At 69.6% G+C, this 24,775-nt stretch carries 22 protein-coding genes, 1 tRNA gene and 1 pseudogene; 8 read left to right on the top strand and 16 right to left on the bottom strand.

Features of this window, described 5'->3' with window-relative positions:
* The 12 genes from rpoB to QSK26_RS27665 all read right to left on the bottom strand — a co-directional run.
* Nucleotides 1-2,149, bottom strand: a 2,149-nt coding sequence (gene rpoB, locus QSK26_RS27720) for a DNA-directed RNA polymerase subunit beta (protein ID WP_285778204.1), incomplete at its 3' end; no start/stop codon positions are given.
* A gap of 523 nt (nt 2,150-2,672) precedes the next feature.
* Nucleotides 2,673-3,224, bottom strand: a complete 552-nt coding sequence (locus QSK26_RS27715; protein WP_285778203.1) for an Rv1363c family protein — start codon at nt 3,222-3,224, stop codon at nt 2,673-2,675.
* Nucleotides 3,221-3,700 (bottom strand): Rv1363c family protein, encoded by a 480-nt coding sequence (locus QSK26_RS27710; protein WP_285778202.1) that lies wholly within the window; start codon nt 3,698-3,700, stop codon nt 3,221-3,223. The genes QSK26_RS27715 and QSK26_RS27710 overlap by 4 nt, the downstream gene beginning before the upstream one ends.
* Before the next feature lie 259 nt (nt 3,701-3,959).
* Nucleotides 3,960-5,201 carry an ABC transporter ATP-binding protein gene (locus QSK26_RS27705; RefSeq protein WP_285778201.1) on the bottom strand — a complete coding sequence of 414 codons (1,242 nt, stop codon included), beginning with the start codon at nt 5,199-5,201 and terminating at the stop codon, nt 3,960-3,962.
* 186 nt (nt 5,202-5,387) lie between these two features.
* On the bottom strand, nt 5,388-5,780 hold the full coding sequence (rplL, locus tag QSK26_RS27700) for a 50S ribosomal protein L7/L12 (RefSeq protein WP_285778200.1): 393 nt from the start codon (nt 5,778-5,780) through the stop codon (nt 5,388-5,390).
* 70 nt (nt 5,781-5,850) lie between these two features.
* Complete coding sequence (rplJ, locus tag QSK26_RS27695; RefSeq protein WP_285778199.1) at nt 5,851-6,414, bottom strand: 50S ribosomal protein L10; 564 nt, start codon at nt 6,412-6,414, stop codon at nt 5,851-5,853.
* 289 nt (nt 6,415-6,703) lie between these two features.
* Nucleotides 6,704-7,528, bottom strand: a complete 825-nt coding sequence (locus QSK26_RS27690) for an SCO4651 family lipoprotein (protein WP_285778198.1) — start codon at nt 7,526-7,528, stop codon at nt 6,704-6,706.
* Nucleotides 7,529-7,756: 228 nt separating this feature from the next.
* Nucleotides 7,757-8,473 (bottom strand): 50S ribosomal protein L1, encoded by a 717-nt coding sequence (rplA, locus tag QSK26_RS27685; protein ID WP_285778197.1) that lies wholly within the window; start codon nt 8,471-8,473, stop codon nt 7,757-7,759.
* Nucleotides 8,474-8,547: 74 nt separating this feature from the next.
* Nucleotides 8,548-8,979, bottom strand: a complete 432-nt coding sequence (gene rplK / locus QSK26_RS27680) for a 50S ribosomal protein L11 (protein WP_285778196.1) — start codon at nt 8,977-8,979, stop codon at nt 8,548-8,550.
* Between the two features lie 111 nt (nt 8,980-9,090).
* Complete coding sequence (nusG, locus tag QSK26_RS27675; RefSeq protein WP_285778195.1) at nt 9,091-9,900, bottom strand: transcription termination/antitermination protein NusG; 810 nt, start codon at nt 9,898-9,900, stop codon at nt 9,091-9,093.
* A 64-nt stretch (nt 9,901-9,964) separates the two neighbouring features.
* The gene (gene secE / locus QSK26_RS27670) at nt 9,965-10,207 is read right to left on the bottom strand and encodes a preprotein translocase subunit SecE (protein WP_285778194.1); all 243 of its coding nucleotides are present in this window, start codon (nt 10,205-10,207) and stop codon (nt 9,965-9,967) included.
* A gap of 76 nt (nt 10,208-10,283) precedes the next feature.
* Nucleotides 10,284-10,356 (bottom strand) — tRNA-Trp (locus QSK26_RS27665).
* A gap of 248 nt (nt 10,357-10,604) precedes the next feature.
* On the opposite strand from QSK26_RS27665, the gene QSK26_RS27660 reads away from it, so the two are divergent.
* Nucleotides 10,605-11,819, top strand: a complete 1,215-nt coding sequence (locus tag QSK26_RS27660; protein ID WP_502888752.1) for a pyridoxal phosphate-dependent aminotransferase — start codon at nt 10,605-10,607, stop codon at nt 11,817-11,819.
* A 99-nt stretch (nt 11,820-11,918) separates the two neighbouring features.
* Here QSK26_RS27660 and QSK26_RS27655 read toward each other — a convergent pair whose 3' ends face one another.
* Complete coding sequence (locus QSK26_RS27655; RefSeq protein ID WP_285778192.1) at nt 11,919-12,275, bottom strand: hypothetical protein; 357 nt, start codon at nt 12,273-12,275, stop codon at nt 11,919-11,921.
* A gap of 155 nt (nt 12,276-12,430) precedes the next feature.
* Here QSK26_RS27655 and QSK26_RS27650 point away from each other — a divergent pair, with 155 nt between their 5' ends.
* Nucleotides 12,431-12,721 (top strand): hypothetical protein, encoded by a 291-nt coding sequence (locus QSK26_RS27650; RefSeq protein WP_285778191.1) that lies wholly within the window; start codon nt 12,431-12,433, stop codon nt 12,719-12,721.
* A 5-nt stretch (nt 12,722-12,726) separates the two neighbouring features.
* On the opposite strand, the pseudogene QSK26_RS41900 reads toward QSK26_RS27650, so the two are convergent.
* Nucleotides 12,727-12,900 (bottom strand): annotated as a pseudogene (locus tag QSK26_RS41900) (sigma factor); the annotation flags it as partial.
* Between the two features lie 98 nt (nt 12,901-12,998).
* Here QSK26_RS41900 and QSK26_RS27645 point away from each other — a divergent pair.
* Complete coding sequence (locus QSK26_RS27645) at nt 12,999-14,027, top strand: adenosine deaminase (protein WP_285778190.1); 1,029 nt, start codon at nt 12,999-13,001, stop codon at nt 14,025-14,027.
* A 24-nt stretch (nt 14,028-14,051) separates the two neighbouring features.
* Here the strand turns inward: QSK26_RS27645 and QSK26_RS27640 are convergent, their stop codons facing one another.
* Nucleotides 14,052-16,076: an ATP-binding protein gene (locus QSK26_RS27640; RefSeq protein ID WP_285778189.1), complete on the bottom strand. Its 2,025-nt coding sequence runs from the start codon at nt 16,074-16,076 to the stop codon at nt 14,052-14,054.
* Between the two features lie 182 nt (nt 16,077-16,258).
* The gene (locus tag QSK26_RS27635; RefSeq protein WP_285778188.1) at nt 16,259-18,556 is read right to left on the bottom strand and encodes an ATP-binding protein; all 2,298 of its coding nucleotides are present in this window, start codon (nt 18,554-18,556) and stop codon (nt 16,259-16,261) included.
* A 221-nt stretch (nt 18,557-18,777) separates the two neighbouring features.
* Between QSK26_RS27635 and QSK26_RS27630 the strand changes: the two genes are divergently transcribed.
* The 5 genes from QSK26_RS27630 (at nt 18,778) to QSK26_RS27610 (ending at nt 24,760) form a co-directional block, all read left to right on the top strand.
* Nucleotides 18,778-19,506 carry a class I SAM-dependent methyltransferase gene (locus QSK26_RS27630; protein WP_285778187.1) on the top strand — a complete coding sequence of 243 codons (729 nt, stop codon included), beginning with the start codon at nt 18,778-18,780 and terminating at the stop codon, nt 19,504-19,506.
* A gap of 80 nt (nt 19,507-19,586) precedes the next feature.
* The gene (locus tag QSK26_RS27625) at nt 19,587-21,461 is read left to right on the top strand and encodes an acyl-CoA dehydrogenase family protein (protein ID WP_285778186.1); all 1,875 of its coding nucleotides are present in this window, start codon (nt 19,587-19,589) and stop codon (nt 21,459-21,461) included.
* A 208-nt stretch (nt 21,462-21,669) separates the two neighbouring features.
* Entirely contained in the window at nt 21,670-22,935 is a 1,266-nt protein-coding gene (locus QSK26_RS27620; RefSeq protein ID WP_285778185.1) for an extracellular solute-binding protein, read from the top strand.
* 75 nt (nt 22,936-23,010) lie between these two features.
* Entirely contained in the window at nt 23,011-23,916 is a 906-nt protein-coding gene (locus QSK26_RS27615) for a carbohydrate ABC transporter permease (protein ID WP_285778184.1), read from the top strand.
* A gap of 1 nt (nt 23,917) precedes the next feature.
* Complete coding sequence (locus tag QSK26_RS27610; RefSeq protein WP_285778183.1) at nt 23,918-24,760, top strand: carbohydrate ABC transporter permease; 843 nt, start codon at nt 23,918-23,920, stop codon at nt 24,758-24,760.
* Nucleotides 24,761-24,775 lie beyond the last annotated feature (15 nt).

Raw genomic sequence — 24,775 nt, 5'->3', positions numbered from 1 at the left:
GGATGATCGCGTCCTCGTAGTTGTGACCCTCCCACGGCATGAACGCCACCAGCAGGTTCTTGCCCAGCGCCATCTCACCGTTGTCGGTGCACGGACCGTCGGCGATCACCTGGTTCACCTCGACCCGATCGCCCTCGTGGACGATGGGCTTCTGGTTGAAGCAGGTGCCCTGGTTGGAACGCTTGAACTTGGCGACGCGGTAGGTGGTCCGGGTGCCGTCGTCGTTCATCACGGTGACGTAGTCGGCGGAGACCTCCTCGACCACACCCGCCTTCTCGGCGTTGATGACGTCACCGGCGTCGGTGGCGGCGCGGTACTCCATGCCGGTGCCCACCAGCGGCGACTCGCTCTTGAGGAGCGGCACCGACTGGCGCTGCATGTTGGAGCCCATGAGCGCCCGGTTGGCGTCGTCGTGCTCCAGGAACGGGATCATCGCGGTCGCGACCGACACCATCTGGCGCGGCGACACGTCGATGTAGTCGACCTCCTCCGCGCGGGCGAGCTCGGTCTCACCGCCCTTGGTGCGGACCAGGACGCGGGACTCGGTGAACGACCCGTCCGCGTTGAGCGGGGTGTTCGCCTGGGCCTTGACGAAACGGTCCTCTTCGTCGGCGGTCAGGTAGTCGATCTGCTCGGTCACCCTGCCGTCGACGACCTTGCGGTAAGGCGTCTCGACGAAGCCGAAGGAGTTGACCCTGCCGTAGGAGGACAGCGAGCCGATCAGGCCGATGTTCGGGCCTTCGGGGGTCTCGATCGGGCACATCCGGCCGTAGTGGGACGGGTGCACGTCACGGACCTCGAAGCCGGCCCGCTCACGGGACAGACCACCGGGGCCGAGCGCGGACAGGCGCCGCTTGTGCGTCAGGCCGGCCAGCGGGTTGGTCTGGTCCATGAACTGGGACAGCTGGGAGGTGCCGAAGAACTCCTTGATCGACGCCACCACCGGGCGGATGTTGATCAGGGTCTGCGGCGTGATGGCCTCGACGTCCTGGGTGGTCATCCGCTCACGGACGACCCGCTCCATACGGGCCAGGCCCAGCCGGACCTGGTTCTGGATCAGCTCGCCGACCGTGCGCAGACGGCGGTTGCCGAAGTGGTCGATGTCGTCGGTCTCCACCACGACCTCGCCCGAGGCGCCCGGCATCGAGTCCTCGCCGGCGTGCAGCCGCACGAGGTACTCGATCGTCCCGACGACGTCCTCTTCGGTGAGCGTGCCCTGGGTGATCTCGGCGTCGACGCCCAGCTTCTTATTGATCTTGTAGCGGCCGACCTTGGCGAGGTCGTAACGCTTGGGGTTGAAATAGAGATTCTCCAGCAGGGTCTGGGCGGACTCCTTGGTCGGCGGCTCGCCCGGACGCAGCTTGCGGTAGATGTCGAGCAGGGCGTCGTCCTGACCCGAGGTGTGGTCCTTCTCCAGCGTGGCGCGCATGGACTCGTACTGTCCGAAACGCTCCAGAATCTGGTCGCTGGTCCACCCGAGAGCCTTCAGCAGCACCGTGACCGCCTGCTTGCGCTTGCGGTCGATGCGCACCCCGACGGAGTCCCGCTTGTCGATCTCGAACTCCAGCCAGGCACCCCGCGACGGGATGACCTTGCAGCCGAAGATGTCCTTGTCGGAGGTCTTGTCGACGCTGCGGTCGAAGTAGACACCCGGAGAACGCACCAGCTGGGAGACCACGACACGCTCGGTGCCGTTGATGATGAAGGTGCCCTTGGCGGTCATGAGCGGGAAGTCGCCCATGAACACCGTCTGGCTCTTGATCTCACCGGTGGTGTTATTGATGAACTCCGCCGTCACGAACATCGGGGCGGAGAAGGTCATGTCCTTGTCTTTGCACTCGTCGACCGAGTACTTGGGCGGTTCGAACCGGTGGTCGCGGAACGACAAAGACATGGTTCCGGAGAAGTCCTCGATGGGACTGATCTCCTCGAAGATCTCTTCGAGGCCGGACTGGGCCGGAACGTCCTTGCGCCCGGCCTGGCGAGCCGCCTCGACCCGGGCTTTCCACTTCTCGTTGCCGAGCAACCAGTCGAAGGACTCGGTCTGGAGAGCGAGAAGGTCAGGAACTTCGAGCGGCTCCTGAATACGCGCGAAAGACACGCGACGGGGACCGGCGGGTACGGCGGAGGCGTTGCGCGAGGCTGCCAACAGATGTCCTTCCGAGGGCTCGCGGCGGACTGATCTACACGCACGCCAGACGACATCGCAAAACAAGATCGAAATGCGGGGTCGTCAAAGGGCAGCGCAAAGGGGCAGTGTAGCCGAACGGCACACACCTGTCCAGTCCACTCTCGCTGCATGCTCCACGTTGTCCGCAGCATCGCCCGTCGGAGCCGAAACGTCAAGCCCGAGAGCTGACATTTCGGCCAACTAATAGCCAGCACGCTGGGTTTTCCCCCTCGTGTGGACCGGATGCGCTGCCGGACCCCAGACGATACCCGCGAGCGGGTGGGGCTAACGCTCGGTCACACGGAGGCTCGAACCCTTGCCGACGATCGACACTCCGGAGACAGAGGTACCCACGGCTCTACGAATCTCAAACCCGAACTTGACTAACAATTAAGTAACAGGGACACGCCGTCCTAGATCCAAGCGTACCGGCGCGCGGGCTGACCTGGGGAGATCAGATTCCTCACCGCACGGCCACTCTTGGGACTCCCGAAGGAACGAATCACTCCGACGGGACGCTACCCAGCAAGGTGGACAGCTCCGCCACGAGCCACCGCGAATCCTCTTTGACCATGACAAACCTGGCACGGCTCTGGCTGGCCTCCGTCCGGGGCTCCGGCTCCCCCGAGACCACCCTCGTCACGGACATGTTCACGAACAGGACCACCCGTACCCGGTCCGGCTCGGCCGCCTCGACCGCCGCGTCCACCACCGACGCCTGCTGCACGGCCTGTTGCCGTTTCGCACTCGGAACCAGGGTTTCGGACAGCCGTTGGTAGTGATCGGTGAGTTCCCCTGTGGTGTAACTCTCGGCGCGGGCGAGATCCTCCTCGATCGTCGCGTGGTTGTACGAAAGCATGTCCACGGCGACAGCCCGCGCGGTGGCCAGCGCCTCGGTCCCCGCCGCGTCGCTCGCCCGCATCCAGCGCAGGTTGGCGTACCCCACGATCGCGACCCCGGCGAGGCCCAGCACCACGAGGGTGAGCAGGGCCACCGTGGCCTTGAACAGCCGCGACCGCGACCGTGCCCTCCGCCGCGCCTCCTGCCGGCTCACGGCACCTGCTCCGCCTGCGACACCAGCCACACGCCCCCGACCCTGGCGAGGTCCATCCGCCAGCGGTGGAACCGCTCCTGGGCGGGCGTCTCGGAGTCCTCCCAGCGGATCACCACGTCGGCGACCACCAGCACCCGGGCGCTGTTCCCGCGCAGGGAGACCAGCCCCGCCGCGCGGAGCACCCCGGTCTGCATGACCTTGTCCCGCACCGTGGTCTCCTTCAGCCCCGGCGCGTCGCGCACGTAACCGGCCCTGGCCGCGCCGGTCGAGGTGTCGAGCAGCCGGCCGATGTCGGTGTCCACGCTCTCGTGGCTCACCGACAGCAGGTTCACCGCGTGGCCCGACGCCGCCCGCACGGCCGCGCGCCGATCGTCCGTGACCGCCTGGGCGGCCCGCAGGTCGCCGCTGACCAGGTAACCGAGACCGCCCGCCACCGCCGCCAGGACGCACAGCACGCCGAGCACGAGCGCCCTCATAAGGACTGCCCCGGCGAACCCCTCCCGGGCACGGTCAACCGGGGAACGGGCCGAGCGGCAGCGAATGCCATGCGTTCTCTCCCCTCGCCTGGTCACCGGACACGCGTTCCCGCGCCGCACGACCGATGCCGCGCACGCCGGTATGCCCTCCAGTCGCCGGATCATAACCCGGCCCGTAGATCATCTAGCCCCGATTCGGCCCGGAGATCACCGACAGGGCATCACGATCCGTCGCGCGGCGTCCGGTCTACGGAACGGGTCACCACTCGGGGGCGTACGTCCCCGCGGCGAAGAGGCGGGGATACTCCTTGAGCCAGTCACGGCCGCGCTCGTCCACGAAGGAGCCGGGCGGCGGGACCACCTTGTTGGCGGCCAGCCAGGCGCCGGGCGGACGCTGGGTGCGGCGCATGCGCCCGCCGCTCGGCATGAGCTGCGGCGGAATCGGCGCCAGCCGCCCCTGCTCGCCCCCGTACGGCCCCGCCTCCGCCCCGCGGGCCACCGCGTCCAGTGCCGCCCTGCCCGGCGCCGTGTCCCCCGCCGCACGCGCTCCCCCGTCGCCCATCCGGCGCGCTCCGGCGGCCCCCGCACCGTCACCCGCACCCCACGGTCCCGCGTCCCCCGCACCGTCACCCGCACCCCACGGCCCCGCGTCCCCCGCACCGTCACCCGCACCCCACGGCCCCGCGTTCCCCGCACCGCGGGCGGCGCCCGGCTCGCGCCTTCTGTGCGCCCCGGCGGCCCGCCCCGGGCGGGCCGCCGCGTCCCCCTGCCCCGCCGTCCGGCGCGCGTCGAGGAGCCAGCGGACGAGGGGCTCGTCGCAGGAGAGGAGCTTCTCCCTGGGGCCGAACATGACCAGCTCGCGCCGGAAGAGCAGGCCGATGTCGTCGGGGACGGTACGGGCGGTGGCGACGTCGTGGGTGAGGATGAGGAAGGTGGCCGCGGTCGCGGCGTTGAGGTCCACGATGAGCTGGTTCAGATAGGCGGTGCGGACCCGGTCGAGCCCCAGCACGGGCTCGTCGCACAGGACGATCTCCGGGTCGAGGATCAGCGCCCGCGCCAGGCCGGCCCTCTTGCGCATCCCCGGCGAGATCTCCCCCGGCAGCTTGCCCTCGGCGCCGAGGAGCCCGACGAGCTCCAGCTTCTCCATCACGGTCCGGCGGATCACGGCCTCGGTGCGGCCGGTGTGCTCGCGCAGCGGGCGGGCGAGGTTGTCGTACAGGCTCACGGCCCCCGGCAGGGCACCGTCCTGGAACAGCACGCCGAACAGCCGCCTGATCTCGGGCTCGTCGTAGCCGGTCAGGTCGCGCCCGTCGACGAGGATGCGGCCCCGATCCGGCCGCAGCGATCTGACCAGCGTCCGCAGGAAGACCGTCTTACCGGCGCCGGACGGCCCGAGCAGTGCCGAGATCGCCCCCGCGGGAAGGGTGAGCGACACGTCCTCCCAGATGACCTGCCGCCCGAACGACCTGGTCAACCCCTCGATCACGACCTCGACGCCCATGCCATCACTCCAAGCAACAGCGGCTTCGCTTAGAGTGCACTTTACTTCGGGCCCCAATTCCCCTACCGGAGTTCCCGTAAATCGGCTCCGGCCGGCGGAGAGGAGGGCGGGCACGGAAGGGCATGGAAAAAGGGCGGCCACCCGGCACCTGGGTGGACCGCCCTTTTCCGTGGGCTGTTTAGAGCGTCACTTGACGGTGACGGTGGCGCCGGCGCCCTCGAGCTGCGCCTTGGCCTTCTCCGCGGCCTCCTTGTTGACCTTCTCGAGCAGCGGCTTGGGCGCGCCGTCGACCAGGTCCTTGGCCTCCTTGAGGCCGAGGCTCGTCAGGGCGCGAACCTCCTTGATGACCTGGATCTTCTTGTCGCCGGCAGCCTCGAGGATGACGTCGAACTCGTCCTGCTCCTCGACCTCCTCGGCGGCGCCACCGGCACCACCGGCGGCCGGGGCGGCCGCGACGGCGACCGGGGCGGCGGCCTTGACGTCGAAGACTTCCTCGAACTGCTTCACGAACCCGGACAGCTCAAGGAGGGTCATCTCCTTGAAAGCGTCGAGCAGCTCGTCGGTGGTGAGCTTCGCCATGATGGTTCCTCCGTGTGGATCTTAGAAATCAAAGAACTGGGACCGCGGTGTGCGCAGCAATCCCCGGGACCTACTCGCCGGCGCTCTCGCCCTCGGCGGCGCTCGCGGGAGCGCCCTCGCCGTCCTCGCGCTTGACGCGCAGGGCCTCGGCGAGCTGAGCCATGTTGGTGGGCAGCGCGTTGAAGACGGCGGCCGCGTGGCCCATCTTCGCCTTCATCGCACCGGCCAGCTTCGCGAGGAGGACCTCGCGCGACTCAAGGTCGGCAAGCTTGGTGATCTCGGTCGGGGTCATCGACTTGCCGTCGAGGACACCGCCCTTGATGACCAGGAGGGGATTGGCCTTGGCGAAGTCACGCAGGCCCTTGGCGGCCTCGACCACGTCGCCCTTGACGAACGCGATCGCGGACGGACCCGCGAGCAGGTCGTCCAGGGCGGAGATCCCGGCCTGATTGGCCGCGATCTTCGTCAGCGTGTTCTTCACCACGGCGAACTTCGCATTCCCACCGAGTGAAACGCGCAGCTCCTTGAGCTGAGCGACGGTGAGACCGCGGTATTCGGTCAGAACGGCAGCGCTCGAAGCGTCGAAGTCGCTCTTGAGCTCGGCTACAGCCGCTGCCTTGTCTGCCCTCGCCATGGGCCTCCTTCCAGATGTGCCGCCGGCGAAGGAGAGCTCCACACAAGAAACAAGCCCCGGCGCAGGCGCGCGGGGCTCTCATCGGGATGAACGCACCGGCGTCACCCACGGGGAAACTCGCATCACCTACGCTGGTCGTCCACTCGCGTGAATCCTTCGGTCACCGGGCCATGATGAACCCGGCGACGACCGGCGGTCTTCGGCATTCAAGAGAGTACTCGACCGGGCCACAGAATGCGAACCGCCGGGTTCCCAGCCCGTGGCGGGAACCCGGCGGCAGGCGACGGGATCAGCCGGTGGTGGTGTGCCGGGGCAGCTCTCCCACCTCGGCCGCGGGCGGCGCGGTGATCTGGACGGGCTCGTTGAAGCCCTTGAACAGCATGGTGGCGTCGAACGAGCCGCCGTCCGCCTTGCCGCTCATGGTGATCTTGCGGGGCAGGCTCTGGGCGTCGGCCCACAGGTCGAACTTCATGTCCTTGACCGAGCCCATGTCGGCCTGGGCGCGCTCCCGGTGCTCGGGGTCGAGCTGGGCCAGCGCCTCGTTCACCGGGAAGGTGCCCGAGTAGTGGGTGGTCTCCACTCCTCCGACGGTCTCGGTGCCGACCGCCTTGACGTCGTCCGACGTGGTCGCCATCTTGACCGCGCCGGCGAGGTCGAACTGCTGGATGTTGGCCAGCACGTCCCTGGCCTGCGCCTGGCCGGAGGAGTCCAGGTCGGAGACGGACGCCTTGATCCATGGCTTGGAGGCGCCGACGAGCGTCTTGAGCGCCTCCACGTTGACGTAGACCGTGTCACCGGTCAGGACCGCGCGCACCCCGCCGGGGAGGTCACGCCCGGCGAAGTTGACGGTGTTCAGCGTCACGTCGGCGGCGAGCGGCTCGCGCTGGTAGACCATGCGGCCCTGGACCTTGCCGTTGCCCTCCTGGCCGGAGAAGTCGGCCACGGCGTCGACGGTGTAGCTGGTGACGGCTGCGGCCTGCTGTGCGCTCTGCTGGATGGCCTCGGCCGCCGCCAGCTGAACGTTGCCGAGCGGCTGGCTCGATGAGCCGCAGCCCGTGAGAGCGAGAGCGGCCGCCGTTCCCGTGGCCGCGATCGCGAGAGTGATTCGGCGCATTGCCTCAGTGTCCCTTCATATCCCCGTCTATGACCCTGACACTACGTGGGCGGAGCGGGCCTGTGATGCGATCCGCCGTCTTATCGGTGATTTCCCGGGGTTTACCCTGACCGTCCATCTCTATGCGACCCAGAAATGAACCGGACAAAAGCTGACAAAACGCCCTTAGGGGTGAAACGAAAACCCCCGCCGTCGAAAGACGGCGGGGGTTTTCTCACACCCGAAGGGTCAGGCCTCGACCTCGGTCAGCGCCCGCGTCAGGTTGGGGTCGACCGGGATGCCCGGGCCCATCGACGTGGCGAAGGTGACCTTCTTGAGGTAGCGGCCCTTGGCGGCGGACGGCTTGAGACGGAGCACCTCGTCCAGCGCGGCGGCGTAGTTCTCGACGAGCTGGCGCTCGCTGAAGGACGACTTGCCGATGATGAAGTGCAGGTTCGCGTGCCGGTCGACACGGAACTCGATCTTGCCGCCCTTGATCTCGGTCACGGCCTTGCCGACAGCCGGGGTGACGGTGCCGGTCTTGGGGTTCGGCATCAGGCCACGGGGGCCGAGCACGCGGCCCAGGCGGCCGACCTTGCCCATGAGGTCGGGGGTCGCGACGACCGCGTCGAACTCGTTGAGCCGCTGGCCCTTGGCGATCTCTTCGATCAGCTCGTCGGCGCCCACGATGTCGGCGCCCGCCTGGCGGGCCTCCTCGGCACGGTCACCGGTCGCGAAGACCAGGACCCGGGCGGTCTTGCCGGTGCCGTGCGGGAGGTTGACGGTGCCACGCACCATCTGGTCGGCCTTGCGGGGGTCGACACCCAGCCGGAGGGCGACCTCGACCGTGGCGTCGAACTTGGTGACCGAGGTCTCCTTGGCCAACACGGCGGCCTCGGAGGGGGTGTACAGCCGCTCGCGGTCGATCCTGCTCGTCGCGTCGCGGTGGGACTTGCTGCGCTTCACTGCTCACTCCTGTTGTACGAGTGCTCGTGGTGCGGGCCGGCGCACGGCCCTCCCACTGGGCTGGTGGGGCCGCCTCAGTCGGCGACGGTGATGCCCATCGAACGGGCGGTGCCCGCGATGATCTTCTCGGCCGCCTCGATGTCGTTGGCGTTGAGGTCCTGCATCTTGGTCTCGGCGATCTGCCGCAGCTGCTCCTTGGTGAGCTTGCCCACCTTGTCGCGGTGCGGGTTGGCGCTGCCCTTGTCCAGACCGATGGCCTTCTTGATCAGCTCAGGCGCCGGCGGCGTCTTGGTGATGAAGGTGAAGCTGCGGTCTTCGAAGATGGTGATCTCGACGGGGATGATGTTGCCCCGCTGGGCCTCGGTGGCAGCGTTGTACTGCTTCACGAAGTCCATGATGTTGACACCGTGCGGACCGAGGGCGGTACCGACCGGCGGCGCGGGCGTGGCCTGGCCAGCGGGGAGCTGGACCTTGACCAGAGCCGCAATTTTCTTCTTTGGAGGCATGTGTCCTTCTCCGGGTCCTTTTTGGAACAAGAGCCCTGACGCACGACGTGCCGAAACCAGGGCTCATCCCCCACGTGACCGTGGGGACGACTAACCAGTGTATGCGTGCCCTCAGATCTTCGAGACCTGGTTGAACGACAGCTCCACCGGGGTCTCGCGGCCGAAGATCGACACCAGCACCTTGAGCTTCTGCGACTCCGCGCTGATCTCGCTGACCGTGGCGGGCAGCGTGGCGAACGGGCCGTCCATGACCGTGACGGACTCGCCGATCTCGAAGTCGACGGTGGCGGCGGCGGTCTTGGCGGAGGACTTCTTGGTCTCCTCGGCCGGCTCGGGCGCGAGCAGCTTGGCGACCTCGTCGAGGCTCAGCGGGCTGGGCTTGTTGGACAGGCCCACGAACCCGGTCACGCCGGGCGTGTTCCGCACCGCGGCCCAGGACTCGTCGCTCAGGTCCATCCGGACCAGCACGTAGCCGGGCAGCACGCGCTCCTTGACCGGCACCTTCTTGCCGCTCTTGAACTCGGTCACGGTGTGCGTGGGCACCTCGACCTGGAAGATGTAGTCCTCCATGTTGAGAGACCCGGTACGGCTCTCGATGTTGGACTTCACCCGGTTCTCGTAGCCCGCGTAGGAGTGGATGACATACCACTCGCCCGGGAGGCCGCGCATCTGGCGCTTGAACTCCTCAACCGGGTCGACATCGGGCAGGACGTCACCGTCTTCGTCAACGGCCGGAGTCTCGGCGGCCTCGGCGGCTTCGTCGGACTCCGTGAACTGCTCGTCGTCGTCATCCTCGTCGGACTCGAAGACGGTGGAGTCGGTCTCGGCGGCAAGGGCCTCGTCGGCGGCCTCGGCCGCCTTGTCCGGCTCGCTTTCCCACTCTTCGCGGGACTCGCCGGCCGACAGTGGGGACTCGGACACGGTGACTCTTTCTCTTTCGTCGAATGGACTGGCGGCACCGGCGGGCGATGCCGTCGATCTCGGCTCAGGAACCGCCGAAAATCACCAGCACACCCTCCGTAAGCACGAAGTCTAGCGCGGTCACGATTGCCACCATGATCAACACGAAAACGAGCACGACGGTGGTGTAGGTGATGAGATCCTTACGCGTCGGCCATATGACCTTCCGCAGCTCCGCTACAACCTGGCGGTAGAAGAGGGCGGGGGTGGTGCGCTTCTTCCCCCTGCTCGGCGTGTCGGAGGTTTCGCCGCGCGTGTCGATCGCCACAGTCCTCACCCGAATTCATCGTGTCCGTCGCAACCTGCGGCGCGCTAATCACGCCTGCCGCGCGGACCGCTCCTCGCAGGGCACGAGGGACTCGAACCCCCAACCGCCGGTTTTGGAGACCGGTGCGCTACCAATTGCGCTAGTGCCCTAAGTAGTGACCCAACCATACCCCGGCTTAGCCGAAGTGTAGCCGTGACTCACTCGGCCGGTGCAGCGACACGCTGCGGCTCGGCCATGCCGAAGTCTACGGGTGAATGGCCCGCACGTCGAACCGAAACTCCCGGGCGGCGCGGCCCCGGCCGCTCGTTCCCCGCGACAACGCAGGTCACCACCCCTTTCCGACGCGCTCGTCCAGATCGTGGATATCCGGCGGTAGCAGCCCCGGCCGTCTGTAACCATGGGAGGCATGACCCGACCTCGCATCTCAGCGCGCATCTCCGCGATCTCCGAGTCCGCGACTCTGGCCGTGGACGCCAAGGCAAAGGCCATGAAGGCGGCCGGACGTCCGGTCATCGGCTTCGGCGCGGGCGAGCCCGACTTCCCCACGCCCGGTTACATCGTGGAGGCGGCCGTCGCGGCCTGCGCCGAGCCCCGTTTCCACAAGTACACGCCGGCCGGCGGCCTGCCCGAGCTGAAGCAGGCCATCGCGGACAAGACGCTGCGCGATTCGGGCTACGCGGTCGACGCGTCGCAGGTGCTGGTCACCAACGGCGGCAAGCAGGCCGTGTACGAGGCGTTCGCCACGCTGCTCGACCCGGGCGACGAGGTCCTGGTCATCGCGCCCTACTGGACCACCTACCCCGAGGCGATCAAGCTGGCCGGCGGCGTCCAGGTCGACGTGGTCACCGACGAGACCACCGGCTACCTCGCGTCCGTGGAGCAGCTGGAGGCGGCCCGCACCGAGCGCACCAAGGCGCTGCTGTTCGTCTCCCCGTCCAACCCGACCGGCGCGGTCTACTCCCGCGAGCAGGTCGAGGAGATCGGCCGCTGGGCGGCCGAGCACGAGCTGTGGGTCGTCACCGACGAGATCTACGAGCACCTCGTGTACGGCGACGCCGGCTTCACCAGCATCGCCACCGCCGTCCCCGAGCTGGGCGACCGGGTCGTCGTCCTGAACGGCGTCGCCAAGACCTACGCGATGACCGGCTGGCGGGTCGGCTGGCTGATCGGCCCCAAGGACGTCGTGAAGGCCGCGACCAACCTCCAGTCGCACGCCACGTCCAACGTCTCCAACGTCGCCCAGGCCGCCGCGCTGGCCGCCGTCTCCGGCGACCTGTCCGCCGTCGCCGCGATGCGCGAGGCGTTCGACCGCCGCCGCCAGACGATCGTCAGGATGCTCAACGACATCCCCGGCGTGGTCTGCCCCGAGCCGTTCGGCGCCTTCTACGTCTACCCGTCGATCAAGGGGCTGCTGGGCAAGGAGCTGCGCGGCCGGCGTCCGCAGACCTCGTCCGAGCTGGCCGAGCTGATCCTGGAGGAGGCCGAGGTCGCCCTGGTCCCGGGCGAGGCGTTCGGCACCCCGGGCTACTTCCGGCTGTCCTACGCGCTGGGCGACGACGATCTCGCCGAGGGCGTCGGCCGCCTGGCCAAGCTGCTCTCCGAAGCTCACTGACGAAGGCCCGCCCGCGAAGGCCCGCTGGCGGAAAGCGCTGACGAAGCGACGGGGCCCCGGACCCAGGCGGTCCGGGGCCCTTTCCGTGCCCCGGCCGGATCAGTCCACGACGCGGAGCCGTTCGGCGACCTTGATCAGCTCGGCGCGGCCGTCCACCCCGGGCCGCCGGTCGAACGCCTCGCTGAGGAACAGCTGCACGGCGAGACCGGGCGACTCCACCCAGGACAGGGTCAGGGCGCCCTCGCCGCCGGGCACACTCCCGCCCTCACCGAGGACCGCGAGGTAGGCGTGCACGCCGTCGCGGATCTCGACGGGCTCGGCGCCCGCGTCACGCAGGTGCGAGATCGTCGTGTTCGCCTCCCGGACCGCGTCTGCGGTGAAGACGGTCGCCGAGAAGGCGAGGGCGCCGAACCATTCGCCCTCGATGTCCCACGACGTGGAGTAGGTGTGCGGCACGCCGTAGGAGTGGACGGCGTGGCGCCGAACTCGCGCAGCACGCCCGCGGCCTCCAGCACCCGGTCGGCCTGCTCGGCCATGATCCCCCGGACGTCCGGCACGGTGACCCGTGACGGCACGGCGGTCGCCGGATCCCCGGCCGCCTCCCGCAGGACGTGGCTCTCGGTGAGGAAGACCGGCACCGCTCCCGCGATCGCCACCGTGGCCAGCGCCACGCCCGCCGTACGGGACCGGGCGGAGGAGGCGCGGCGCGCGCGGCGTACGGCGGTGGCCAGCCCGGGAGGGGCCTGGACGGCAGCCGCAGCTCGGCGAGGAGCGCCTCGCGCAGGTCGAGGTCGGCGGCGGGCACGGGGGTCTCCGGCGGCCTGGCGAAGGAGATCTCCCTGATCACCTTCCGCCGCCGGGCCGCCAAGATGGCGGCGTTGACCAGCACACGCCTGACGTAGGACTCCGGACGGTCGTGCCGGACCCTCGGCCAGTGCCGGTAGACCTTCTCCAGGGCGCTCTGGAGAAGGTCCTCGGCGTCGTGCCGGGAGGAGCCGCAGACCAGGATCGCGGTGCGTAACAGCGCCGTACCGCGGGCGGCCACGAACTCGTCGAAGGCCGCCTCGTCTTCTTCAGTCATCAGCCAGGTCCCCTTTCGCCCCTCACAACGCCCCGGAAGCGCCTGAGGTTGAGACGGACCCGCCTCGCGGAGCGGTGACGGTACGGCACCATGGGGAAATGCCACGTCCACTCGACAAACTGCCGAAAGCCCATCTTCATCTTCACTTCACCGGTTCCATGCGGCATTCGACGCTGATCGAGCTGGCCAGGGAACACGCGCTGCACCTTCCCGAGGCGCTGAAGGAGGAGTGGCCGCCGAAGCTGCGCGCCACCGACGAGCGCGGCTGGTTCCGCTTCCAGCGGCTCTACGACATCGCGCGTTCGGTCCTGCGGCGGCCCGAGGACGTGTACCGCCTGCTGCGCGAGGCGGCGGCGGACGAGGCGGCCGAGGGCTCCCGGTGGCTGGAGATCCAGGTGGACCCCTCCGGGTACGCGCAGCGGTTCGGCGGGCTGTCGGCGACGCTGGACCTCGTGCTCGACGCGGCGCGGACGGCGGAGCGGGCCGAGGGCGTCGGCATCGCGGTGATCGTGGCGGCCAACCGGACCAGGCATCCGCTCGACGCCAAGACGCTGGCCCGGCTCGCCGCGCAGTACGCGGGCGAAGGCGTGGTCGGTTTCGGGCTGTCCAACGACGAGCGCAGGGGCCGGGCGCGCGACTTCGATGGAGCGTTCCGGATCGCGAAGCGGGCGGGCCTGCTGGCCGTACCGCACGGCGGCGAGCTGTCCGGGCCGGTCAGCGTGGCCGAGTGCGTGGACGACCTCGACGCCGACCGCCTGGGGCACGGCGTGCGCTCGGCGGAGTCGCGGCGGCTGATGGAGCGGCTGGCCGACCGGCAGATCACCTGCGAGGTCTGCCCGACCTCCAACGTCGGGCTCGGCGTGGCGGAGAGCCCGCAGGACGTGCCGCTGCGCAGGCTGTTCGAGGCGGGTGTGCCGATCGCGCTCGGCGCCGACGACCCGCTGCTCTTCGGCTCCCGGCTGCTCGCGCAGTACGAGCTGGCCCGCGAGGTGTGCGGCTTCCGCGACGCGGAGCTGGCCGAGCTGGCCCGCCAGTCGATCCGCTCCTCGGCGGCTCCGGAAGGGGTCAGGAACGACCTCCTCAAAGAGGTCGACGCCTGGCTCGCCGCCCCGGACCCGGCGGAGTAGAGGCCGCGCGGCGGGCCCGGCCCCTCAGTCCTCGCGGATGCGGGCGACGGCGGTGTCCGGGTCGGTGGTGAGACCGACGGCGAAGGCCGCGCCGTAGGCGGCGTCGCCGATCACGCCGCGGATCCACTTCTCCAGCTTCGCGCGGGCGCCGGTCAGCCCCTCGGCGCCGCACTGCGGCAGGCCGACCGTGGTCCACATCCGCTGCGCCGCGCCGAGCAGATAGGCCGCGCGCTCGGGGTCGCGGCGGGCGACGGCGGTCGCGGCCAGCTGGTCCATCACCATCGCGCTGCCCATCGCGTCACCCAGCCGCCACTTGACGTCGAGGGCGGAGCGCGCGGCGGCGTCGGCGGCGGCGACCTCACCGAGCCCCAGGTGGGCGTGGGACCGCGTCAGATCACCCCAGGACAGCGCCCACACCTCCCCCCGCTCCGCGCAGTGCCCGCGCAGCGAGCCGAGCGTGGCGAGCGCGCGGTCGTGGTCGCCGCGCAGGTTGAACAGCAGCGCCCGGGCCGCCTGGGTGACGGGCAGCCCGATCTCGGGCCGATCGGCCCGCTCGAAGCGCTCCTGGGCCTGGGCGAGCAGCATGTCGGCCTGCGCCAGGTCGCCGCGGAACAACTGGATCGCGCCCACCGTGTAGGTGGAGTAGGCGACGCCGGTGTCGTCCTCGCGGCAGCGCGCCTCGGCCAGGGCTGCGCTCGCCCGCAGCTCCGCGGTGTCCAGGTCGCCCTGGGTGAGGGCGACCCAGCCGGCCGCCCACATGGCCTTGGTACGCGCGGCGCTCGGGTGCGGGTGGGCGTCGAGGACGCGGTCGAGGTAGTAGCGGCCTTCCCGGGCGTGTCCCAGGCAGAACCACGCGAACCACAGCGAACCGGCCAGCTCCAGGCCCACCTGCTCGTTCAGCCCGCCGTCCAGGGCGACGCGCAGGTTGGGCAACTCCAGGTGCACCCAGTCGGCCCACTCGGCCTGCTCCGGGCCGTACCACTCCTCGTCGGCCCGCTGGGCGAGGAAGAGGTAGTGCTCGCGGTGCCGCCGGGCGAGCCGGTTGTGCTCTCCGAGCCTGCGCAGCCACTCCCGGCCGTAGTCGCGCACCATGCCGAACATCCGGTGCCGGTCGCCCTCGACGGTCACGATCGACTTGTCGACGAGGCGGTCGAGCGGCCCGCTGATGTCGGGCAGCCGGTCGTCCGCGCAGACCGCCTGGGCGGTCACCGAGTCGAAGGACCCGGAGAAGACGGTGAGCCGCGCCCACAGCAGCCGCTCCTCGGCGGACAGCAGCTCATGGCTCCAGCCCACCGCGGTGCGCAGCGTCTGGTGCCGCCCGAGCGGCGTACGGCTGCCGCTGGTGAGCAGCGCGAAGCGGTCGTCGAGACGGTCGGCGATCTGGTCCACCGACAGTGATCGGACCCGGCGCGCGGCGAGCTCGATCGCCAGCGGGATGCCGTCGAGCCGTCGGCACAGCCGGGCGACGGCGTCGATGTCGGGATCGAGGTCCGGCACCAGGGCGAGTGCCCGGTCCAGGAACAGCCGGACCGAGCAGTAGCCGTCGGGGTCGAGCGCGGTCTGCTTCGGGACGGGCAGCGGCTCGACGCCGAACGTGCGCTCCACCGGCAGGGCGAGCGCCTGCCTGCTGGTGACCAGCACCCGCACGTCGGGCGCGGCCCGGAAGATCAGGCGCACCAGCTCCCGGCAGGCCACGATCAGGTGCTCGCAGGTGTCCAGCACCAGCAGCATCTTCTTGCCGGCCAGGAACTCCGCGACGACCTCGCCCTGCGGCCGGACCGACTGCTCGATCAGGCCGAGCGCGGCGGCGACGTTGTGCGCGACCAGGTCGGGATTCTGCTCGGCGGACAGCTCGGTGACCCAGACGCCGTCGGGGAAGTCGCGGGCCAGCACGGCCGCGACCTTGAGCGCGAGCCTGGTCTTGCCCACGCCCGCCACGCCGGTCAGCGTGACCAGCGGGGTCTCCGCCAGCAACGCGCACACCGTCTCCAACTCCCGCGAGCGTCCGACGAAGCTGCTCGTCTCAGCCGGCAGGTTGCCTCGCCGCAACCGCGCCTCCATCAACGGACCCCGACCCCTCCACCGAGACGGCCCACCTGTTCACGGACTCGGTTCTCACTGTCACCCAGCGTGAACCACTCCCTTCCTAGTGCATATTTCAGCCACTGGGTAGGGTCAAGCCCTTCCGCGTTCGAGTCGCTCATCCCGTTCACCCGATTTCCCGGACGGCGTCAGACGGATCCGGACCGCATTCCGGGCAACCGGCCCTGCTGGGTCATCCACACGGTGAGCTGGGCGCGGGAGGAGAAGCTCAGCTTGGCGAGGATGTCCGCCACCTGTGCCTCGGCCGTCTCGTCGGCGATCTCCAGGCGCTCGGCCACCTCCTGGTCGGTCAGGCCCTCGGCGACCAGCTCGGCGATCTGGGTCTCGACGGAGGTGAGCGTCGGCCGTGCCACGCCCTCCACCCGGTGGTCCTCCTCCAGCGCGTAGACGACGGCGGCGTCCAGGCCGAGGCGGCGGCCCCGGGCGACCGCCGTGGCGTACCGGCGGTCGCCGAGCGCCTCGCGGGCCCGCCTGGCGCACTCCACGTGGGCGTCGTTGAAGTTGCGCGAGCCGAACAGGGGCAGGCCGATCGAGTGCCACAGGTGCTCGGCGGCGCCCTGGAGCACGGCGGCCCGCTCGTGCGCGTCGGACTCGGTCAGCAGCAGCGCGATGAGCTCGATCACCATCACGCAGCCGAGCGTGTCGTGGAAGAGGTGATGCGTGGTCAGCGACTCGCGGGCCGCCTCGATCGCCCGTTTCTGGTCGCCGACCGCCCAGGCCCGGTAGGACTCCACGTAGTCCAGATGGGCGAGCACCCACCGCTCGCCGTACCGCTCGCAGATGGCGCGGGCGTTGCGGCACAGCTCGGCCGAGCGCTCCCAGCGCCCGCCGAAGGCCATCGCGAGGGCCAGCTCGGTGGACGCGGTGGCGATCTTGTCGCTGACCGCTTCGAGGCCGTTGTAGAGCCGCAGCGCCTCCTCGAAGAGCGGGATGGCGGCTTCGAGGTCGTCGTTGAGCAGGGTGGCGCAGCCCATCCGGTGCACGGCCTGGGCCGCGAGGGTCTCGTCGCCGATCGCCCTGCACTCGCTGAACAGCTTGATCGCGTGCTCGTAGTCACCCTGGCTGGAGGAGACGTAACCGCAGGCCAGCAGGGCTTTGGCGCGCTGGAGGCTGGACCCGGCGTCGAGGGTGAGGGCCTGGTCCAGCCAGTGCCTGCCCTCGCCGAGGTAGCCGCAGCCGATCCAGTAGAACCACAGGGCGCCGGCCAGCTCCATGCCCTCGCGGGCGTGGCCGGGGGAGGTCAGGCAGAAGTCGAGCGCGGCCCGCAGGTTGCCGTGCTCGGCCTGGGTGCGGGCGAAGATCTCCACCTGGCCCGCGCCGAACCACGCGGTCTCGCACTCGCGGGCCAGCTCGGCGAAGTAGACCATGTGCCGGGCGCGCAGCCGGCCGGACGCCGACGGGTCGAGGCGGCGCAGCCACTCGGCGCCGTACTCGCGGACGGTGTCGAGCAGCCGGTAGCGCACGGCGCCCGCGCCGTCCTCGCGCATCACGATCGACTTCTCCACCAGGCCGGAGACCGCGTCGAGGATGTCGTCGGTGGGCAGCTTGTCGTCGGAGCAGATGCGCTCGGCGGCGTCGAGGTCGAAGGAGCCGCCGAAGACCGACAGCCGGGCCCACAGCAGGCGCTCCTCGGTGGTGCACAGCTCGTGGCTCCAGCCCATCGCGGTGCGCAGCGTCTGGTGCCTGGTGGGCCGGGTCGGGCCGCCGCCGACCAGGAGGCGGAACCTGCTGTCGAGACGGTCGAGGATCTGCTCCACCGACATCGCGCGCAGCCGGACGGCGGCCAGTTCCAGCGCCAGCGGGATGCCGTCGAGCCGGGCGCAGAGCCGGGCGACGGCCTCCCTGTTGCGCTCGGTGAGCCGGAAGCCGCTCACGGCGGAGGCGCGCTCGACGAACAGCGCGACGCTCTCGTGCCGCGCGGCGGAGGCGCGCTCGTCCGGCGCGGGGATCGGCAGCGGCGAGATGACCAGCAGGTGCTCACCGGGGATGTCCAGCGCCTGGCGGCTGGTGGCCATGATGCGCAGCCGGGGCGCCGCCCGCAGCAGCGAGTCGACGAGCGGCGCGCACGCCTGCACCAGGTGGTCGGCGCCGTCGAGCAGCAGCAGCACCCGCAGGTCGCGCAGATGGTCGATAAGGATCTCCATCGGCGCGCGCGTGGTGTGGTCGGCGAGCCCCAGCGCCTGGCAGACGGTGTGCCCGAGCAGGTCGGGGTCCTCCAGGTCGGCGAGCTCGACCAGCCGGACTCCGTCGGGGAACGACCGGTGGACCGCCCTGGCCGCGCGCATGGCCAGCCGGCTCTTGCCCACACCGCCGAGACCGGTCAGGGTGACCAGGCGTGAAACGCCCAGGAGCCGTTTGATCTCGGCGAGCTCCGCACGCCGGCCCACGAAGCTGGTGACCTCGGCAGGCAGATTGCTTCGCTCCATTTTGCGCCTCTATTAGGGGGAGGTTGGTCATCGAATCCTATCGGGAACATCACGTCGAGAGAAGAGAACATTACTCAGGGTGAGGGGAGTTTGGGGTCATTACTTGTTGGGAATGGGAGTCGCCCCCACCACCTGGCGTTAGACTCTGCCCGGTCTGCATCGCGGCTCCGGGCCGCGGCGCTCTGTAAGCGAGACTGTGTAAACGAGCTGGACGGAAACGCATGTCTGGATATGACCGCGTAGTGCAACCGGCGGCCGGTGACGAGGCCCTGGAGAACCACCTGGGTGGGGACGAGGCCAGAAATTACCGGCAGTACGAGTTCGACATGGTCTCGCCGCATGTCGGAAAGTCCATGCTGGAGATCGGGTCCGGTCTGGGCCATTTCGCCGAGCAGTTCCTGCCCCGGCTGGACCGGCTGGTGGTCAGCGACTTCGACCCCTACTGCGTGGAGCGCCTGGGTGAGCGGTTCGCCGGCCGGGACGACATCGACGTGCTGCAGTTCGGCCTGCCGACCGAGATCCCGCTGAAGGACAAGGTCGACACGGTCGTGATGATGAACGTGCTGGAGCACATCGAGGACGACGTGGAGGCACTGCGCTCGCTGGCCAGGGTCACCCTGCCGGACGGCCGCATCATCATCTGGGTGCCGGGCTACATGCAGCTTTACGGGGACTTCGACCGCAAGGTCGGCCATGTCACCCGCTACACGCCGGCGACCCTGGGCAAGACGGTCACCGAGGCGGGGCTGCGGATCGAGGTGCTCAAGCCGATCAACTTCCTGGGCGGCATCGCCTGGTGGCTGGCCGTGCGCCGGGGCGGGGTGGGCTATCCCGACCCGCGTCTGGTGAAGATCTACGACCGCACGGTGGTGCCCGCCACCCGTCTCATCGAGCGCCTGATCCGCCCGCCGTTCGGGCAGACCGTCTTCTGCGTCGCACGCGTCGTGTGAGAAGAATGCCCTTTTCTGGGTAGTTCTTGGGCCTACTCACGGGTAGTTCTCCGACAGGAGCAACCTGTGAGGGGGCCCAGATGACGGATTACGCGAAGGCGCGTGCGGTCGCGGAGCAGGCCAGGGAGATCGAGTGGACCCGCCCCAGCTTCGGCAGGCAACTCTTCCTCGGGGACTTCCGGCTCGACCTGGTGCATCCCGCGCCCCGGATGCCGGAGACGCAGACCAGGAAGGGCGAGGAGTTCCTGACCGCCCTGCGGGCCTTCCTGGAGACCCGGGTGGACCCGGCCGCCATCGAGGCGGACGCCCGCGTGCCCAACGAGGTGATCAAGGGACTCGCCGGGATCGGCGCCTTCGGCGTCACCATCGACGAGCAGTACGGCGGGCTCGGCCTGAGCCACTTCTACTACGCCCGCGCGCTGATGCTGGTCAGCTCCTACTCCCCGGCGGTCGCCACGCTGCTGTCGGCCCACCAGTCGATCGGCGTGCCGCAGCCGCTCAGGATCTTCGGCACCGAGGAGCAGAAGCTCGCCTTCCTGCCGAGGTGCGCCGCAGGTGAGGTGTCGGCGTTCCTGCTGACCGAGCCGGACGTGGGCTCCGACCCGGCCCGGCTCGCCACCACCGCCCGCCGGGACGGCGACCACTACGTGCTGGACGGGGTCAAGCTGTGGACCACGAACGGCGTGATCGCCGACCTGCTCGTGGTCATGGCGCGCACCGAGCGCGGCATCTCGGCCTTCGTGGTCGAGGCGGACTCCCCCGGCATCACCGTCGAGCGCCGCAACGCCTTCATGGGCCTGCGCGGCATCGAGAACGGCGTGACCCGGTTCGACGGCGTCCGGGTGCCCGCCGCCAACCTCATCGGCCGGGAGGGACAGGGACTGAAGATCGCCCTGACCACCCTGAACACCGGGCGCATCTCGCTGCCCGCGTGCATGTCCGGCAACGGCAAGTGGGCACTGAAGATCGCCCGCGAGTGGAGCGGCGCCCGGGTCCAGTGGGGGCACCGGATCGGCGACCACGAGGCCGTCGCCGGGAAGATCTCGTTCATCGCCGCCACCGCCTACGCGGTCGAGGCGGTCGTGGACCTCACCAGCCGGATGGCCGACGACGAGAGCAACGACATCCGCATCGAGGCCGCGCTGGCCAAGCTCTACGCCTCGGAGATGGCCTGGCGGATCGCCGACGAGCTGGTCCAGATCAGGGGCGGGCGCGGGTACGAGACCGCCGCCTCGCTGGCCGCCAGGGGCGAGCGCGGCGTGCCCGCCGAGCAGATGCTCCGCGACGTGCGGATCAACCGGATCTTCGAGGGCTCGACGGAGATCATGCACCTGCTCATCGCCCGGGAGGCGGTGGACGCCCACCTCTCGGCGGCCGGGCAGCTCATCGACCCCTCGGCGTCCACCGGTGACCGGGCGCGGGCGCTGGCCAGGGCCGGGGGCTTCTACGCCCGCTGGCTGCCCACGCTGGTCGTCGGTCCGGGCCAGCGTCCCGGGTCCTACGCCGGTTTCGGCCCGCTGGCCGTACACCTGCGGTACATCGAGCGCACGAGCCGCAAGCTGGCCCGCGCGACGTTCTACGGCATGTCGCGCTGGCAGGGGCGGCTGGAGCACAAGCAGGGCTTCCTGGGGCGCATCGTGGACATCGGGGCCGAGCTGTTCGCGATGACGGCGGTCTGCGTGCGGGCCGCCGAGGACGCCAGGGAGCACGGCGCGGCGCCGCAGGAGCTGGCGGACGCCTTCTGCCGGCAGGCGCGGCTGCGGATCGACGCGCTGTTCGACCGGCTGTGGGACAACACCGACGCGCCGGACGAGCGGCTCGCCCGGAGCGTCCTCGCGGGCAGGTTCGGCTTCGTGGAGGAGGGCGTGCTGGACCCGTCGCTGGAGGGCCCGTGGATCTCCGAGGCCCGGCCGGGCGCCACGACGGCGCAGAACGTGCACCGCCCGATCCGCTGATCCTTCTCACACTCACCGGTATAGACCAGTCAGCCCGCCTCCCCCCGGGCGTGGCTGCCTCGTTGCCGAACCGATACAACCCGGTATAGACCGGTTGTTTAATCCCGCCTTACAGTGGGCCGAACGCGCAGGACACCGGCACCGCGCGCGGCACATCTGGTACGGACCACACCCCCGTATTGTCCGACAGTCAAGGCGGTAGACACACGTGAACAAGAAGTATGCGGGCGCGGCCGCGTTCGGGCTGGCGGCTGCGCTGGTTCTGACCGGCTGCGGCTCCGGGAGCGGCGGCGAGGGCGGTGGCGGCGACGCCGCCGCGGGCGGCCAGGTCACGCTGAAGATGGTGGCCGCCGACTACGGCGACGGCCCGACCGCGGCGAACAGCGGCGACAAGTTCTGGAAGAGCGTCGTGGACGAGTTCCAGGCGGCCAACCCGAACATCAAGGTGGACGTCCAGGTCATCAACTGGAACGACATCGACAAGCAGGTCGCCACGATGGTGCAGAACGGGCAGGCGCCCGACATCCTGCAGACCGGCGACTACTCCGGCTTCGTCCAGGACGGCCTGCTGTACAAGGTGAACGAGGTGCTCTCGCCGGCCACGCAGAGCGACCTGCTGGAGAAGTTCGCCGACTTCGGCAAGGTGGACGGCACCGGGTACGGCATCCCGTTCGTCTCCTCGGCCCGCGCGCTCTTCTACAACAAGGACCTGTTCACCAAGGCCGGCATCGCCGAGCCGCCGAAGACCTGGGACGAGCTGAAGGCCGACGCCGAGAAGCTCAAGGCGTCCGGGGTCAGCCAGCCGTTCGGCCTGCCGCTGGGCGCCGAGGAGGCGCAGGCCGAGTCGTTCCTGTGGTTCATGGGCAACGGCGGCGGCTACAAGGACGCCTCGGGCAACTGGGCGATCGACTCCCCGCAGAACGTGGAGACCTTCAACTTCCTCAAGGGCCTGGTGGACGCGGGCCTGACCACGCCGAACCCGGGCACCAAGGACCGCAAGGTCGTCTGGGAGGACTTCGGGGCGGGCAAGGTCGGCATGGTCAACGGCGGCCCCATGTCCATCCCGATCTTCGAGAAGGGCGGCCTGAAGAACTTCGGCGTCGTCCCGATCCCGGGCAAGACCGGCCCGCTGTCCACCACGCTCGGCGTGCAGGACTGGATCATGGCGTTCAACAAGAACGGCCACGCCGCGGAGATCAAGAAGTTCTTCGACTTCTTCTACTCCGGTGACGCCGCGCAGCGGATCAGCGACACGTACAAGCTGCTCCCGGTGACCAAGTCGGGCATCGAGAAGCTGTCGTCGGACCAGAACCTCAAGCCGTTCCTGGACGCGCTGCCCAACGCGACGTTCTACCCCTTCACCGACCCCAAGTGGTCCGAGGTGAACACACAGATCAAGCAGACCATCGGCGGCGCCGTCACCGGCGATCCCGCCCAGGTCCTCGGCGCCATCCAGAAGACCGCGGCCGGCTGATCCCCGCCACGCCGCCCCCGCCGTGCCCGGTGGGGGCGGCGTGGCGCACGTCTTCGATCGGAGAATCGAGTTCTCATGCAGCACGAATCCCCCCTGACCCGGGTGGGGCGGGCGCTGGTGCCGCTGGCCTGGGTGGGCCCGGCGGTGGCGCTGATCGGCGTGGTCGTGGTGTGGCCCGTCGTCGTCATGATCCAGTCGTCGTTCCTGGAGATCAGCCGGTTCGGCGTGGTCAGGGGGTCGAACGGGGTCGACAACTACGCCAAGCTCTTCGCCGAGCCCGACTTCGGCGGGGTGATGGTCCGCAGCCTGGTCTGGGTGGTCGCGGTGGTCGCCCTCACCGTGCTCATCTCGCTCGCCCTGGCCCAGCTCTTCAACCAGCGCTTCCCGCTGCGCAACGTCGCCCGCTGGGCGCTGATCGCGCCCTGGGCGGCGTCGGTGCTGATGACCGCGATCATCTTCAAGTGGATGCTCGACCCCGAGGTCGGGTTCGTCAACATGGTGCTGCACGACCTCGGCCTCCTGGACGCGATGGGCGGCGCGGGCGCCGACCCGCTGGGCAACGCCTCGACCGCCTTCCCGTGGCTGATCTTCGTCGCGGTCTTCGTCTCGGTGCCGTTCACCACGTACGCGCTGCTGGCCGGGCTGTCCACGATCCCGGCGGACGTCTACGAGGCCGCGCGGATGGACGGCGCCTCCCGGGCGCGGATCTACTGGTCGATCACGCTGCCGATGCTGCGTCCCGCGCTCACCGTGGCGATGCTCATCAACGTCATGAACGTCTTCAACAACTTCCCGATCATCTGGGCGATGACGCACGGCCAGCCCGGCTACTCCACCGCCACTTCGACGATCTTCATGTTCATCCTCAAGGGCTCCGACATCGGCGAGTCCGCGGCCATGTCCGTGGTGAACTTCGGCATGGTCGTGGTGCTGGTCATCGTGTTCCTCAAGGTGAGCCGGTGGAAGAGCGAGGTGGCCTGAGATGACCGTGCAGCCGCTGCCCCGGCGGGGCCTGCCGTCGATCAGGACGGTGGTCGTCGCCGCGAGCGCCTACGTCGTCGCGTTCGTCTTCCTGTTCCCCTACCTGGTGATGATCCTCACCGCGCTGCGCCCGCAGGACGAGCTGCGCGATCCGACCTACCTGCCGAGCACCTTCGCCTGGTCCAACTTCACCGACTTCTGGACCGGCGGCCTGGTCGGCAACCTCGGCGTCACGCTCCAGGTGGCCGCCGGGTCCACCGTGCTGGTGCTGCTGGTGGCGCTGCCGGCCGCCTACTACACCGCGCGGTTCGACTTCCGCGGGCGTACGGCGTTCCTGATCCTGGTGCTGGTCACCCAGATGTTCCAGCCGACCGCGATGCTGGTGGGCATCTACCGGGAGTTCTTCCAGCTCGGCCTGGTGGACTCGGTGTGGTCGCTGATCCTGGTCAACGGCGGGTTCAACCTGGCGTTCGCGGTGTGGATCCTCAACGCCTACTTCTCCTCCATCCCCAGGGAGCTGGAGGAGGCGGCGTTCATGGACGGCGCCGGGCGGGCCGGGGCGCTGTTCCGGATCACGCTGCCGCTGGCCATGCCCGGCGTCGTGACCGCCTTGATCTTCACGTTCATCGCCGCGTGGAACGAGTTCGTGGTCGCCCTGACGCTGACCACCTCGCCGGAGAACCAGCCGCTCACCGTGGCCTTGAACTCCTTCATCGGGCAGTACCAGGTGGACTGGCAGAACCTCTTCGCCGGTTCGGTGATCGCGACCGTCCCGGTGATCATCCTGTTCGCCCTCATCGAGCGGAAGGTGGTCGGCGGGCTGACCGCGGGCTCCATCAAATAATTCGGTTGCGGGCGC

The sequence above is a fragment of the Microtetraspora sp. NBRC 13810 genome (assembly GCF_030268685.1).
GTDB lineage: Bacteria > Actinomycetota > Actinomycetes > Streptosporangiales > Streptosporangiaceae > BSRQ01.
Note: the sequence above shows the minus strand (reverse complement) of the source record. Positions and strands in the feature narration are given on the sequence as shown.